The organism is Bradyrhizobium retamae (genome assembly GCF_001440415.1).
Lineage (GTDB): Bacteria > Pseudomonadota > Alphaproteobacteria > Rhizobiales > Xanthobacteraceae > Bradyrhizobium > Bradyrhizobium retamae.
In genome coordinates this window covers 1-13,818 of record NZ_LLYA01000013.1, presented here as the reverse complement: position 1 = coordinate 13,818, position 13,818 = coordinate 1, and the positions used below count along the sequence as shown (strand labels likewise).

General features: G+C 63.7%; 17 protein-coding genes and 1 tRNA gene. 3 read left to right on the top strand and 15 right to left on the bottom strand.

Features of this window, described 5'->3' with window-relative positions:
* Nucleotides 1-58 precede the first annotated feature (58 nt).
* The 4 genes from CQ13_RS03880 to ygfZ form a co-directional block, all read right to left on the bottom strand.
* On the bottom strand, nucleotides 59-565 hold the full coding sequence (locus CQ13_RS03880) for a tyrosine phosphatase family protein (protein ID WP_057841694.1): 507 nt from the start codon (nucleotides 563-565) through the stop codon (nucleotides 59-61).
* A gap of 120 nt (nucleotides 566-685) precedes the next feature.
* The gene (locus tag CQ13_RS03875) at nucleotides 686-1,300 is read right to left on the bottom strand and encodes a YfbR-like 5'-deoxynucleotidase (protein WP_057841693.1); all 615 of its coding nucleotides are present in this window, start codon (nucleotides 1,298-1,300) and stop codon (nucleotides 686-688) included.
* Nucleotides 1,297-1,923 carry a DNA-3-methyladenine glycosylase I gene (locus CQ13_RS03870; RefSeq protein ID WP_057841692.1) on the bottom strand — a complete coding sequence of 209 codons (627 nt, stop codon included), beginning with the start codon at nucleotides 1,921-1,923 and terminating at the stop codon, nucleotides 1,297-1,299. Before CQ13_RS03870 ends, CQ13_RS03875 begins: the two co-directional genes overlap by 4 nt.
* On the bottom strand, nucleotides 1,920-2,801 hold the full coding sequence (gene ygfZ / locus CQ13_RS03865; protein ID WP_057841691.1) for a CAF17-like 4Fe-4S cluster assembly/insertion protein YgfZ: 882 nt from the start codon (nucleotides 2,799-2,801) through the stop codon (nucleotides 1,920-1,922). The genes CQ13_RS03870 and ygfZ overlap by 4 nt, the downstream gene beginning before the upstream one ends.
* Nucleotides 2,802-2,951: 150 nt before the next feature.
* On the opposite strand from ygfZ, the gene CQ13_RS03860 reads away from it, so the two are divergent.
* Nucleotides 2,952-4,286 carry a dihydroorotase gene (locus tag CQ13_RS03860; protein WP_057841690.1) on the top strand — a complete coding sequence of 445 codons (1,335 nt, stop codon included), beginning with the start codon at nucleotides 2,952-2,954 and terminating at the stop codon, nucleotides 4,284-4,286.
* Between the two features lie 194 nt (nucleotides 4,287-4,480).
* On the opposite strand, the gene CQ13_RS03855 is transcribed toward CQ13_RS03860, so the two are convergent.
* From CQ13_RS03855 to CQ13_RS03835, 5 genes are all read right to left on the bottom strand, one after another.
* Complete coding sequence (locus CQ13_RS03855) at nucleotides 4,481-4,747, bottom strand: hypothetical protein (RefSeq protein ID WP_057841857.1); 267 nt, start codon at nucleotides 4,745-4,747, stop codon at nucleotides 4,481-4,483.
* Nucleotides 4,748-4,899: 152 nt separating this feature from the next.
* On the bottom strand, nucleotides 4,900-5,535 hold the full coding sequence (locus tag CQ13_RS03850) for an HAD family hydrolase (protein ID WP_057841856.1): 636 nt from the start codon (nucleotides 5,533-5,535) through the stop codon (nucleotides 4,900-4,902).
* Nucleotides 5,536-5,598: 63 nt separating this feature from the next.
* Nucleotides 5,599-5,976, bottom strand: coding sequence for a TIGR02301 family protein (locus CQ13_RS03845; protein ID WP_057841689.1), 378 nt, complete (start codon nucleotides 5,974-5,976; stop codon nucleotides 5,599-5,601).
* 67 nt (nucleotides 5,977-6,043) lie between these two features.
* Nucleotides 6,044-6,463 (bottom strand): NUDIX hydrolase, encoded by a 420-nt coding sequence (locus CQ13_RS03840; protein ID WP_057841688.1) that lies wholly within the window; start codon nucleotides 6,461-6,463, stop codon nucleotides 6,044-6,046.
* Nucleotides 6,464-6,555: 92 nt separating this feature from the next.
* Nucleotides 6,556-7,068 carry a hypothetical protein gene (locus tag CQ13_RS03835; protein ID WP_057841687.1) on the bottom strand — a complete coding sequence of 171 codons (513 nt, stop codon included), beginning with the start codon at nucleotides 7,066-7,068 and terminating at the stop codon, nucleotides 6,556-6,558.
* A 62-nt stretch (nucleotides 7,069-7,130) separates the two neighbouring features.
* Between CQ13_RS03835 and CQ13_RS03830 the strand changes: the two genes are divergently transcribed.
* Complete coding sequence (locus CQ13_RS03830) at nucleotides 7,131-7,895, top strand: SOS response-associated peptidase (protein ID WP_057841686.1); 765 nt, start codon at nucleotides 7,131-7,133, stop codon at nucleotides 7,893-7,895.
* Between the two features lie 67 nt (nucleotides 7,896-7,962).
* On the opposite strand, the gene CQ13_RS03825 is transcribed toward CQ13_RS03830, so the two are convergent.
* From CQ13_RS03825 to CQ13_RS03810, 4 genes are read right to left on the bottom strand one after another with little or no spacing between them, the layout of a single operon-like run.
* Nucleotides 7,963-8,544, bottom strand: a complete 582-nt coding sequence (locus CQ13_RS03825; protein ID WP_057841685.1) for an NUDIX hydrolase — start codon at nucleotides 8,542-8,544, stop codon at nucleotides 7,963-7,965.
* 14 nt (nucleotides 8,545-8,558) lie between these two features.
* Complete coding sequence (locus CQ13_RS03820; protein WP_057841855.1) at nucleotides 8,559-8,996, bottom strand: GNAT family acetyltransferase; 438 nt, start codon at nucleotides 8,994-8,996, stop codon at nucleotides 8,559-8,561.
* A 20-nt stretch (nucleotides 8,997-9,016) separates the two neighbouring features.
* Nucleotides 9,017-10,444, bottom strand: a complete 1,428-nt coding sequence (locus CQ13_RS03815; protein WP_057841854.1) for an FAD-binding oxidoreductase — start codon at nucleotides 10,442-10,444, stop codon at nucleotides 9,017-9,019.
* A gap of 11 nt (nucleotides 10,445-10,455) precedes the next feature.
* Entirely contained in the window at nucleotides 10,456-11,448 is a 993-nt protein-coding gene (locus CQ13_RS03810) for an L-threonylcarbamoyladenylate synthase (RefSeq protein WP_057841684.1), read from the bottom strand.
* A gap of 69 nt (nucleotides 11,449-11,517) precedes the next feature.
* Here CQ13_RS03810 and CQ13_RS03805 point away from each other — a divergent pair.
* Nucleotides 11,518-11,594: transfer RNA gene (locus CQ13_RS03805), tRNA-Pro, on the top strand.
* A gap of 693 nt (nucleotides 11,595-12,287) precedes the next feature.
* Here CQ13_RS03805 and CQ13_RS40465 read toward each other — a convergent pair.
* Complete coding sequence (locus tag CQ13_RS40465; protein ID WP_082637304.1) at nucleotides 12,288-12,770, bottom strand: tyrosine-type recombinase/integrase; 483 nt, start codon at nucleotides 12,768-12,770, stop codon at nucleotides 12,288-12,290.
* A 256-nt stretch (nucleotides 12,771-13,026) separates the two neighbouring features.
* Nucleotides 13,027-13,332 carry a hypothetical protein gene (locus CQ13_RS03800; RefSeq protein ID WP_057841683.1) on the bottom strand — a complete coding sequence of 102 codons (306 nt, stop codon included), beginning with the start codon at nucleotides 13,330-13,332 and terminating at the stop codon, nucleotides 13,027-13,029.
* Nucleotides 13,333-13,818: the final 486 nt, after the last annotated feature.

Here is a 13,818-nt window from a genome sequence, read left to right as displayed (position 1 = left end):
GCGTCAAAGATGCGGGTGAACGCGCTGATGGCGCTGCGCAGCATCGGGGAACGTCACGTCATTCCAGATCTAGTCGGAACGGCCGGCCTTCGACCATGATGCTGCCCGGACCCATTTCGTCCAGCGCGCGCAGCATTCGCCCCTCACGGCCCAACGCCTTGTCGGCGAGGCTGACGATCAACCGATTCGGCGACGCGATCGGGGAGCGGGCGCGAATCTGCCGGGCGATCTCGATCTCGGCGCGATGCGGATTGAGGGCGCAGGCGGCGGCAAACGCGCTCGCCGTCGAGCGGCTGATGCCGGCATAGCAATGCACGACCATCGGCGCGCTGCGGTCCCAGCTTCGGACGAAATTCAGCACTCTTTCGATATGATGATTCGTCGGCGCGACAAAGCCGTCGATCTCCTCGATGATGTCGTCCATCGAGATTTTCAGGTGGTTGGCCTCGAGCACCGAGGCCGGGCGCTGCACCTGATCGACATTGGCCATCACGGTGAGAATGTGGCTGGCGCCAGTCGTCCTGACGGTGTCGGGAAGTGCGGCAAGCGAACAGACGTGAAGCATGGCGTTCCCTGGTATCCTTGGTTGCCGCAATTATAGCTGCTGCCTGTAGGGTGGGCAAAGCGAAGCGTGCCCACCATTTTGCCGAATGGTCGGCACGGCGCAAGCGCGCCTTTGCCAACCCTACGCTGACGATAACAGCTCGAATCGCGCCAAAAACTGCTTTTCGGCCCGGGCCGCGGTCCACGGCGTCAGGTAGTCCCGCACGGTGGCCTCGGGCAGGCCGGGATCCCTGCCGAACAGGCGCTTCGCTTCACTTACCGAAAATCCAGCCAGATGGGTGGCTTCGAGATAGGCCGCACCGCGGTCGGCCGCTTTGATGGCCCTCGTGATTTCATCGGCGAGACTTGGCGGCAGGCCGAAGCGCATATGGATCGCGGCCAGCAGGCGCTTCTCCACCACCTTGTAGTCGCCGCCGAGCACTGCCTTGAACGGCGAGATCATGTCGCCGATGACATATTCCGGCGCGTCGTGCAGCATCGCAGCGAGACGGAAGCGGGCGTCGACGCGCGGCATCTGCTCACGCATCACGGCTTCGACCAATAGCGTGTGCTGCGCCACCGAAAAGATGTGCGCGCCGCTGGTCTGCCCGTTCCAGCGCGCCACGCGCGCCAGGCCATGGGCTATGTCAGCGATTTCGATATCGAGCGGGGAAGGATCGAGCAGATCGAGCCGCCGCCCCGACAGCATCCGCTGCCAGGCGCGCGTGGCGACGCTGGACGGTCTTCGCGCCGTCATTTGGCCTTGTGGCGGGGCTTGCGCAGTTTGCCGCTGCAGGCCTCGTGGCAGAAGCACGTGACGAGATGGTCGTTGACCATGCCGGTCGCCTGCATGAAGGCGTAGACGATGGTCGGGCCGACGAATTTGAAGCCGCGCGCGCCGAGTTCCTTTGATATCTTGACCGAGACCGGCGTCGAGGCCGGTACGCTGGCCGTGGTCTTGAACTGGTTGAAGATGGGCTTGCCATCGACGAAGTCCCACAGGAATTTGGAAAAGCCCGGGCCTTCTTCCATGATCTTCAAATAGGCCTTGGCGCTGTTGACGGCGCCTTCGATCTTGGCGCGGTTGCGCACGATGCCGGCGTCGTTCATCAGCGCGTGGATTTTCTTGGCATTGTAGCGCGCGATCTTTTCCGGCTGGAAATCGTTGAATGCTTTGCGGAAGTTTTCGCGCTTGCGCAAAATCGTGATCCACGACAGCCCGGCCTGAAAACCGTCGAGGATCAGCTTCTCGTACAGCGCCCGGTCGTCATACTCAGGCACACCCCATTCCGTGTCGTGATAGGCCATGTAGAAGGGGTCTTCGCCGGGCCACGGGCACCGTGTCTTGCCGTCAGCGTGCAGGCGCGCAGATTTGCTCATGCGACGGTCTGCTTCGGTGGGACGCGAACGTCGTTCGGATCGGTCAGCCGGATCGCAAGGCCGCCGGCCGTCAACGAAAGTCCCGCATCGAGTGCATCCGCAACGCGGTCGATCCGGACCAGTGCGAGGCCGTGGCCGCCGGCGGTCGATCCCATGGTGCCGACCTGCTTGTCGCCGCCGAGAACGGCGACGCCGGTTTCCGGCGAAAAGCCTTCGAGCGTGACCCGCACGATCCGCGTGCGCGCGGTGCCGCGATGCTGCATGCGCGACACCACTTCCTGGCCGACATAGCAGCCCTTGTCGAAATCGACGCCGTGCAGGCGGTCCATGTTGGTCTCGTGCGGGAATGCGTCGCTGTACATGAAGTCGAGCCCGCCGCGCGGCACGCCCAAGGCGATGCGATGCACCTCGTAGGTCTCGCTGTCGACGAGGTCGGCGCCGATCAGCTCGGCTACCTTTTGCTTGAGATCTTCAGGGACAAGAATACGCCAGCCGAGAGCTTCATGCCGCGGATCGGCAAAGGCCAGATCGGGCTTCACCGCGGGCTCGCCGTCCCAGGCCGCGAGCACGCCCATGCTGTCGGAGATGTTCTCCACCGCGACCTTGGCGCGCAGCTTATAGAAGCCGAACTTGTCAGCGAGGTTCTGCGCCAGCACGCGGGGCGCATCGATCAGGAAGGCGCCACCGTGACCTGCAGGGGCTTCGGTAATGAGGAAATCCGCCGTGATTTTTCCCTGCGGCGTCAGCAGCGCGCCGAACCGGCCAAGACCGGGCTGCAGCGGCGTGACATCTGTAGTGACGAGGCCATTGAGGAAGTTGCGGGCATCCTCGCCGCTGACCTTGACCACGCCCCGGTCCGGAAGAAACGCTGCTTTCATTAGGTAAAACGGCCTCTTTTGCAGTGCGGTTTGCAGTGAGCTTTCAAGTTCCTGGGAAAACGCAGGAGCCGGATATCACATGAGAACGTAAGGCGCTAAGGTGCTGTCAACAAGGCCTTAAAGCGAGCGCCAGAGGACCATGAAGCAGCGATGAATCAGCGATTTGATACCATTCTAAAATCCGGCACCGTGGTCAATCAGGACGGTGAGGGCATCTGCGACATCGGCATCTCCAATGGCCGGATCGCTGCGATCGGGGGGCTCGGACAGGCCTCCGCCGGCGAGACCATTGACTGCAAGGGCCTGCACGTCCTGCCCGGCGTGATGGACACGCAGGTGCATTTCCGCGAGCCGGGGCTGACGCACAAGGAAGACCTCGAGACCGGTTCGCGCAGCGCCGTAATGGGCGGCGTTACCGCGGTGTTCGAGATGCCGAACACCAATCCGCTCACGGTCACCGAGGAGACGTTCACCGCCAAGATCAACGCCGGGCGTCATCGCATGCATTGCGACTTTGCCTTCTTCATCGGCGGCACCCGCGAGAACGTGAACCATCTGCCCGAACTGGAACGCGCGCCGGGTTGTGCCGGCGTCAAGGTGTTCATCGGCTCCTCCACCGGCGCGTTGTTGGTCGAGGACGACGAAAGCCTGCGGCGCATCTTCCAGGTAATCCGCCGCCGCGCCGCCTTTCACGCCGAGGACGAATATCGACTCAATGACCGCAAGTCGCTCCGCATCGAGGGCGACCCGCGCTCGCATCCGGTATGGCGCGACGAGACTGCAGCGCTGAAGGCAACCCAGCGGCTGGTCAACCTTGCGCGCGAGACCGGCAAGCGCATCCACGTGCTGCACATCTCGACCAAGCAGGAGATCGAATATCTGCGCGACCACAAGGATGTCGCATCCTGCGAGGCGACGCCGCATCATCTCACCATGGCCGCGCCGGAATGTTACGAGCGGCTCGGCACGCTTGCGCAGATGAACCCGCCGGTGCGCTCGGCCGATCACCGTGAGGGAATCTGGTATGGCATCGAGCAGGGTATCATCGACGTGCTCGGCTCCGACCATGCGCCGCATACGCTGGAGGAAAAGGCCAAGACCTATCCGGCCTCTCCATCGGGCATGACCGGGGTACAGACACTGGTGCCCTTGATGCTCGATCACATCAACGCGGGCCGGCTGTCGCTACAGCGTTTCGTCGATCTCACCAGCGCAGGACCTGCGCGGCTGTACAACATCGCCTGCAAGGGCCGCATTGCTGCGGGCTACGACGCCGACTTCACCATTGTCGATCTCAAGCGCTCTGAGACCATCACCAATAAGTGGGTGGCCTCGCGCGCCGGGTGGACGCCCTATGACGGCGTCCGCGTCACCGGCTGGCCGGTCGGCACCTTCGTGCGCGGCAGGCGCGTGATGTGGCAGGGCGAGGTAACGACGCCATCCACCGGCGAACCGGTGCGGTTCCTGGAGACGTTGAGGGCGTAAGACCTCTGCCGTCGAGCGAGGGCATGGCGTCGCGCCGCCCACAGTCGTCGTCACCCGCCTTGTGCGCAATAGCGTACAGGGGCGGGTGATCCAGTATTCCAGAGACAATAGTGATTGAATCGAAAGGCCGCGGCGTACTGGATCGCCCGCCACCGTGCGCAGTTGCGCACGAGGCGGGCGATGACAACAGAGATCTACTGCTTCGCCAGCGTCAGCGAAAACTCACCGTTGCGCACGCGGGCCGAAAGACCTTCGGCGAACTCCGCCACCGCGTCCTCGCCATAGGTCGAGACCAGTTCGGCGAGCGCCGTAAACAGGCTCGCCTGCGCCAGGCAGTCGCCGTCGACACCATCATGCCGCGCTTCGGCCCAGGCCTCGCTCAGGTAGCTAAGGGCAGTCTGCTTTTGTTCGAGATCCGGAAGCGGGTCGTGGGCGGTCGAGAAGGCGGCTGGGCGGCTCATGAAGCTCAACGAAATCTGCGCGCGAACCAGGGCGGATCGCATCCTAACGCGACAAGCTGTAGCACGCGGTGCTGAAGCGCCTAGCCACATCTTTAGGAAAGGTTAACAGCAGTGCCCGTATTTGAGGCGGCGGTTCCACGAGGTTCCGAACGTCAAGAAATGCAGCCGAGGATCGCTCCGGGCGTGGCGCAGACATGGTGGGCGCCGGCCTCGATCAACTCGGCCGGGCTGCCGTAGCCGTACAACACGCCGATGCCCTTCATGCCGTTGTTTTTTGCGCCGACCATGTCGTGGCTGCGGTCGCCGATCATCAGGGTTTTGGACGGATCGACGGCGACTTCCTTCAGCGCATATTCCAGCAGATGCGACTTGTCGGCGCGGGTGCCGTCGAGCTCGGCGCCGAACACGCGGTCGAAGTGCTTGCGCAACCCGAAATGGTCGATGATGCGCTCGGCGAACACGTGCGCTTTGCTGGTAGCGACGAACAGCCGGTGGCCGGACGCGCGGAGTGCCGTCAGCACCTCGTCGATGCCGTCGTACACGCCGTTTTCGTAAAGGCCGATGTCGGAAAATCGCTCCCGGTAGAGCGTCACCGCGCGGTCCGCGGCGTGATCGCCGAGCAACTTCACGAAGCTTGAGCGCAGCGGCGGGCCGATGCACCAGGTCAGTTCGTCCGCGGTCGGGATGGTGGGATGATCGAGCCTTTGCAGCGCATATTGGATCGAGCGGGTGATGCCGGGCTTGGGGTCCGTCAGCGTTCCGTCGAGATCGAAATAGATCGCGTCCATCATAGCGTTTTCGAGCGAAGTGGGGACCGGTTCGCGGTGAGAAAATGCGTCAAACAACAACCCTCAGTTCGCATAGCGCGCGGTGAGGTCGCGCGAGATTTTGGAGCCTTCCTCGATGTATCGGCGGATCGCGACCGAGGCTGCCGGCGTGCAGGTCCGGTAGGTCTGCTGAAAGCCGTTATAGCCGCGGTTGAAGCCGGCGATCATGCGGGCGCGGCGGTCGCCAGAAGGGGTTTCGGCATCGATCAGCGCCTGCATCTCATTGCGCCATTTCGCCCCTTCATTGGCGCCGCAAATGCCCCGGAGGTAATGCAGGGTGCCGAGAATCTCGGCGAGCCGCTGCAGGTCACCGTCGAACGGCGCTGCCGCGTCCTGGGCGCGTGCGGGGGCCACATGGCATGCCGAAATGAGGATGAGGGCGGCGAGGGCGTGCTTGAACATTTGAGGGCCGATATGCCCCCTCAATACGCCCGAGGCAAGGCGTGAGGCGCCGGTAGGGACGGCCGGCCTAGACCAGCTTCCGGGCGGCCTCGATGACCTCCAGCAGGCCGCCGGTCATCTTGAGATCGCCGAGCGCATCCGGGGCCAGCCATTTGAAATCGTCGTGCTCGTCGTTCAGGACCGGCTCCCTGGCCGTCCAGCGCGCCGCGAACGACATAATCACATAGTGCCCGCCGCCAGAGGCCCCCGGCAGCACCTCGCGCCAGCCGGCCAGGCCCAGAATCTCGATTCGCAAGCCGGTTTCCTCGTCCACCTCGCGGTGGAGCGCAGTATGCAGGGATTCGCCGAATTCGACCCGGCCGCCGGGGAGCGAGTAAAAGCCCTTGGCCGGCGAGCGGGCGCGGCGGACCAAGAGGACCTTGCCGTCGCGGAAGATCGCGCCGCTGACGGCGAGCTGGGGGCGGTCCGGCTGAATGGGGGAGGTCAAGGGGTGATCCGGTAAGCAGGGAACTCGCTGCGCACACGATCATGCCCGATCGGGCCGCGCAGGTCTAATGTGCTAGGCCGGGGACGAGGCGGCTAGTTCGACATCACCGCGTCGAAGTCGGCCTCGGCATTGCCGTTGATGACGCCGCCGGCCAGCGCCACCAGCGGCTTCACCCAGGCAGTGGCCTGCTCGGCCAGCGTGGCGCGGGTTTTGTCCTGCTGGGCCTCGCGCATCGCCTTGCCCACCGCCGTCAGAATCGAGGTCATGGTCGCCGTGAGCTTGTCGAAATCGGCACGGACCTTGGGATCGGCGCATTCATAGGCCTCGATCGCGAGGTCGCGGGCCTTGAAGTTGGAGGCCCAGAAATGCTCGGCGTAGGACAGCGGCGTCCAGGTGAGAAAATCCTCGGCGCATTCCGGCATGTCCGGAACCATTTCGAGCAGCATGATGGCTTCGTTGAAATGATTCAGATAGTCGGTGGCGAGCCCGGTGCGGGGATTGATGTTGGCGGCGCGCAATTGCTCCGCGCGGGCCTCGTCTATGCGGCCCGTCGGTGGTGGCATCGCGCAATCGGATCGCACTTCTGTGGCGGCCGTGGAGGTCATCCATTCCACTGTTAACATCTGGGGTTAACAGCCATTAAACGGAAGCTTATGTTGGTCAGATAATGTGCGGACGCTTCGTCATCACCTCGCCGCCGGAGGCGCTCCGGCAAATTTTCGGCTATATTGAGCAGCCCAATTTCCCGCCGCGGTATAATATCGCGCCGACTCAACCCGTTCCGGTGGTGATTCTGGAAAATGGCGGCCGCCATTTCCGGCTGATGCGCTGGGGCCTGGCGCCGGCTTGGGTGAAGGATCCCCGTAAATTTACGCTCCTGATCAACGCGCGCTCTGAGACGGTGCTCGACAAGCCCGCGTTCAAAAACGCAATCAAGCGGCGGCGCTGTCTGATCCCGGCGGACGGCTACTACGAATGGCAGGACGCCGGCGGCCGCAAGCGGCCGTTTTTCATCCATCGCCGCGACGGCCGTCCGGTTGGCTTTGCTGCGCTGGCGGAGACCTGGATGGGGCCGAACGGCGAGGAGACCGACGGCGTCGCCATCGTCACCGCCCCCGCGAGCCGCGATCTCGCCACGCTGCATCACCGCGTGCCCGTGACGATCGCGCCTGACGAATTCGAGCGCTGGCTCGACGGCCGCATCCACGACGCCGAGGACGTCATGCCGCTGCTGCGCGGGCCGACTGAGGGCGAATTCGCCTGGCACGAGATTTCCACGCGCGTCAATCGCGTGGTCAATGACGACGCGCAATTGCTGCTGCCGATCACGGACGAGCAGCGCGCAGCGGAGGAGCCGAAGCCTGCGAAGCGCGCCGCGCCGCGCAAGGTCGCAGCGGTGCCGGAGGATGACGGACAGGGCTCGTTGTTTTGAGGCCGCAGTCAACCTGTGTGCTGCATTTTGTAGGTGGGCACGCTGCGCTTTGCCCACTCTACGATCCTCACTTGAAAATATTCAGCGCGGCGTATTGCAACAGCATGATGGTCTTGGCGTCGACGATGCGGCCGTCCGATATCATCGCGAGCGCATGGTCGATCGGCAACTCCAGCACCTCGATGTCCTCGCCTTCGTCGGCCAATCCGCCGCCGTCGCCGACCCGCATCGCAGCTTCGTATTCGGCGACGAAGAAGTGCAGTTTCTCGGTAACCGAGCCCGGGCTCATGAAGGCCTCGAACACCTTCCGCACATCGTGCAGTCGATAGCCGATTTCCTCCTCCGCCTCCGCACGAATCCGGTTCTCGGGAGTCTCGTCGTCGAGCATGCCTGCGGCGGCCTCGATCATGAGATCGTCGTGACCGGCCCGATAGGGCGGCAGGCGGAACTGCCGCGTCAGCACGACGGTGCGGCTTGCGACATTGTACGCCAACAGCGCGGCGGCGTGACCGAGGTCGAAAACCTCCCGCTTCATCGTCTGCCATTCGCCGTTGCCGCGGCGATAGTCGAACTCGACTTCCTCCAACCGATAGTGCCGGTCGGAGAGCACGCGGACGTTCTTGACGCGGACACGATCTGTGAGGCCCATGGCAATCCTTCAGTTCACCGCGGCGGCTCCCGGCCGTCGAGCCATTTGGCGAACACGACGGTCTGGGCCACTTCGTAGCCGATCGACTCGTAGAACGCGGCGACGTCCAAGTTTTCGCGCCGAACCATCAATTGCAGTTTCGGAATACCGGCTGCGCGCAGCCAGTCCTCGGCTGCGTTCATGATGGCGCGGCCATAGCCTTGCGCGCGGAGCTTGGGATCGGCGGCGACGTAATAGGCCCAGCCGCGATGGCCGTCATGGCCGACCATCGCGGTCGCCACGATCGCGTCACCGTCGCGGCCGATCAGCACCGTGGAGTGCGGTCCACGGCGAGCGAGCGCAATATCGCTGGCTGGATCGTTCCACGGCCGCGTCAGGCCGCAGGCCTGCCACAGCGCGATCACGGCCGCGACGTCGGCATCCACGATGTCGGTGATAGCGAGCGCAGGCATGGGCTTCGTCGCTGATACGGTCACAGCACCTTGCCCGGATTCATGATGCCGAGCGGGTCGAGCATCGCCTTGATGCCGCGCATCAATGCGATCGCGACCTTGTCCTTGACGTCGGGCAGTTCGTCGCGCTTGAGCACGCCGATGCCGTGTTCGGCCGAAATCGATCCGCCCATCCGCAAGACGATTTCGAACACCACCTCGTTGACCTCATGCCAGCGCGACATGAAGTCGGCGGTGTCGCCGCCGATCGGCTGGCTGACATTGTAGTGGATGTTACCGTCGCCGAGATGGCCGAACGGCACCGGCCGCGAACCCGGAATGAGTTTTGCAACGGCCGCGTTGGCCTCCTCGATGAAGGCCGGGACGGCCGCAACCGGCACCGAGATATCGTGCTTGATCGAGCCACCTTCCGGCTTCTGCGCCGCCGACATCTCGTCGCGCAGTTTCCAGAACCCGGCGCGCTGCGAGAGATTGGCCGCGATCACGGCATCATCGACGATGCCTTCCTCCATGCCTTTGGCGAGGATCGCTTCCAGCGCGTCACGCGCGTCGTCGCGCGAGGACGACAATTCCATCAGCACGTACCAGGGATGCTTGGTCGAGAGCGGATCGCGGATGTCGATGCCGTGACGCAGGCTGAAATCGACAGCGATGTCGGCCAGCAATTCGAAGCTGGTCAGGCTGCCGGCGACCTCATTCTGCGCGATCGACAACAGCTTCAATGCCTGCGCCGGCGATTGGAGGCCGACATAGGCGGTCTCCACCGCGTGCGGCTTCGGAAACAGTTTTAACGTCGCCGCGGTGATGATGCCGAGCGTGCCCTCGGCGCCGATGAAGAGGTTGCGCAAATCGTAGCCGGTGTTGTCCTTTTTCAGTTTGGACAATCCGTTCAGGATCCGGCCGTCCGCCAGCACGACTTCGAGTCCGAGCGCCATCTCGCGCGCCACGCCATACGCCAGCGCCGCCGTGCCGCCGGCGTTGGTGGAGAGATTGCCGCCGATGGTGCAGCTTCCTTCCGCACCGAGCGAGAGCGGGAACAGGCGATCGACTTCGGCCGCGCGAGCTTGCGCGATCTGCAGCACCACGCCGGCCTCGCACGTCATGGTGTTGGAGGCGGGATCGATCTCGCGGATCTTGTCGAGCCGCCGCAGCGAGACGACGACCTCGCCATGATGCGGGGTCTGCCCGCCGACCAGGCCGGTATTGCCGCCCTGCGGCACCAGCGCGATTTTGTGCTCGCTGGCGAGCTTGCAGATCGCGGACACTTCTGCCGTCGAGCCCGGCCGCAGCACCAGCGGCGAGCGGCCGTGGAACAGGTCACGTTCCTCGGTGACGTAGGGCGCGATATCGGCGGCATCGGTCACCGCATATTTATCGCCAACGATAGCGCGAAACTTTGCGATCAACTCGGCGGGAAGCCGTGGCACGGAACCCTGAACGATATTCATTTTCTTCTCTTTCATTCCCGCCCCACCGCCGCGCGGCGCAGCCGGTCGTTGATGGCTTCGCCCAATCCTTCGTCGGGGATTGGCATCACCGCGATGGTGCGCGCGCCCTTGCTGTCGAGCGCGCGAAGATGGCCGAACAAATTGGCGGCGGCCTCGTCGAGATCGCCGCGCTCCGACAGATTCATCACGCTCGAGGCGGCGTCAATTCCTGAAATTGCTCCGAGGCCAAACGCGAGCAATGCCTCGCCCGGCTCGACCGCAACCGCATTGAGCCGCACGCGCGCGCGCGGCGCGTAGTGCGAGGCCAGCATGCCCGGCGCCAGCGGTTGGCCGCTTTCGCTCTCAGTGTCCGCCGGCGGCTGCACCAGCGCGCAGTCCAGCACGCGCTCGATCTCGGCGCGGGGCAGGCCGCCGGGGCGCAGCAGCATCGGCGCGTCAAGGCAGCCGACGATGGTCGATTCGACGCCGACCTCGACCGCGCCGCCATCGACGATCAGGTCGATCCGACCCGCGAGGTCGCTCTGCACATGGAAGGCCGTGGTAGGCGAGACGTGGCCCGAGATGTTCGCGGATGGCGCCACAACCGGGCCCCCGAACTCGCGCAGGATGTCGCGCGCGATCCCGTGGGCCGGAATGCGGACCGCGACCGTGTCGAGGCCGGCAGTGGCGAGATCGGCGACTGCGCAACCTTCCGCCTTCGGCAGCACCAGCGTCAGCGGGCCGGGCCAGAACGCTTCGGCCAGCGCCGTCGCAGCCGCATCAAACCGGGCGATCTGCCGCGCAGCGGCGAGATCGCCGACATGGGCGATCAGCGGGTTGAAAGCGGGCCGGCCCTTGGCCTGGTAGAGGCGGGCGATCGCGGCCGGATTGGTGGCATCGGCGCCGAGGCCGTAGACCGTTTCGGTCGGGAACGCCACCAGCCCGCCTTCTGAAAGTGCACGCGCGGCAGCCGCCACGGCGGCTTCGCCGGCGGGCAAAATCTGGGTTTTCAGGCCAACATTCACTGTGATTAATTTCCTTAATTCGGCTGCTTGCGGTCGCCGAAACCCAAGGCTATAAGCCGCGTTCCAAGTCGGAGTGTGGCTCAGCCCGGTAGAGCACTGCGTTCGGGACGCAGGGGTCGCAGGTTCGAATCCTGCCACTCCGACCATTTATTCAATGACTTATAATTTCGATGTTTTGGCCGCGCAACGAAATGCGCAACGAATTGAACTCTTTGTACGCTTATACGCCCCCCGATTGAGGGGATTCCTGCCGGTTGCTGGGCGCGCGCCTTGGCAGCGCGATCCCGTAACTAGGTTCCGTGGGATGTCGAAGACGGCGCCCGGGAACGCCGGTCGAGATAATCGGACTCGCAGGGCAAGTGCCCGCGAATGACCGCGTATCGACCATGCGCGGAGCAACGATCATCGACTGACGGGATGTCTAGCGCAGTCCGAAGGCCTCTGCCGCCTGCTCTTGGAAGTCGCGAAGGAGGTAGCTGTAGTTTGCTCGAACTGCTCGAGGTCCCGCCGAGCCATCCAGCAGCTTTCCTACAGGTCGGTGCCTGCACTTGCCACGTAGCCGCGGTATGCCGGAGCGAGTGCCGCACCACGTCCTCACCTGCATTCTCAAGGATGCCGTCCCAAACGGAGCGAATCTTTCCGGCGAGAGGCTGGCCATCATGCACGCGATTGATATGAAACGGATCTCCCGCCTCCTTGATCAGCCCTGCTGCGCTTAACTCGGCCGAACGGCGCGCGTCCGAATCGACGACAAAGTTGGAAGTCGAAATTGGCGATGAGACTAGAGCGCGGCGAGGCGCGTATCCAGCAGCGTCGCTGGTTGTGGAAACAAAGCCATTCTAGGCGCGGCCGCGACTGCCAAACGCTTCCGCCACCTCTTCTTGGAAATACGGGTGGTGATGGCCGTAGTTGGCTTCAAGCTGCTCTACCGTCATTCCAAGCCAGCCAGCAGCTTCCCACATATCGACGCCGGCCTGCATCAGCCATGTTGCTGCTGTGTGGCGCAGCGAATGCCGGACAACATCTTCGCCAAGCCCCGCGTCTTGCAGGATACCTTCCCAGGCTGACCTGATCTTGCCGGCAAGAGGCTGACCGTCATTGACGGTTGACCACGAACCGGATTTGTTCGCCGTTCTCGAAAATGCCGGCAGCGCGCAGCTCGGCCGATCGCGTTTGATCCAGTTTGCACAAGGTGAGGGCGCAGACGGCTGGCGATCTTTGCTGGCGGTCGTCGCTTCTTGGTTGACCGCTCCAGTGCGCCTTTGCCCTGATAGATCATGGCATCCAGGTTCATCCAGGGATGCGTGGTGGTGGGGAGCCATTGCGTGCGCCGAATCGTTTCCTCGCGCCGCGCGCTGTAAACGCCAATCAGGCAAAAGCGGGCAGCCGGATAACGTCGCCGGATGATCCACCGCTCGCGACGGAATAGTTTGCCATCTTCCTTTCGTTTCCAGGAGCCTCGCTCGCTATCCCACACCTAGCCGATCGCAGCACCGAGCAGGCGCGCGGCTTCGTTGCGCGTCAGCCAGCGGTGGCGGCCTTCCGCCTTCGGAGGCAGGGTAATCTTCGGAACGAAGTTCAGGTGTGCTCCGCGTGGTAGGCATTGACGGCAGCCCGCAAATCTTCAAGCCGGCGCCTGGCGGTTTGATCAGACACCTTGCCTTGACGTGGCTTAATCCCGGCCTGCCTGTTGTTTTCATTCGGCGTGCCGGTGGACCAGTCCACGAAGTCGCGGCACAGCTGGGCCTTGACTTTGCTCACCGTCTTGTCACCAAAGAAGCAATTAAGATCGAGAAGCCGGATGAGCAGCAGATCGTGCTGCGCCCAGGCTCGCTCGTCCTTCTTGTCCTTGGGCCGTTTGGATATCTCGTAGGCCGTGAGCACGTCGGCTATGGCGAGGACGCTAGGGTCAGTTGCCGTCAGCCGATGTATGTTTCGAGCGCTTTCGCAGCGCCATCAACGTCGTCGCGGCTGCAACCTGTGCGGATCTGCCGTCGCTTTCCCTCTGATCGATCGAGGATGACCCAGCATCCCTCGTCTTCTCGGAACCCGGTTTCGGATCAGAACAGACCTTTCAGTTCGGAGGTCAGTTGGGAGTTTTTGTTCGGTTTCCGTGCTCGTCGACATTGCCGTCTTTAACAAATGGCGGGACGGCTGCACGTTACCGCAGCGGCTATTCCGTCCCGTTCCCGGCGGCGTGGAGCGCTCTCGCGCAGAAGCCGTGGCGACCGGTGAGCGCTTTCACCTGGAATCATCCACATCCCAATTCTCATTTCTGCATCGCGTCATCTACGCGATCCTTGCGCTCCTTGACTTCGACTTCGGTCGCGCCGCCGACGCGGATCACCGCGACGCCGCCCGCGAGCTTGG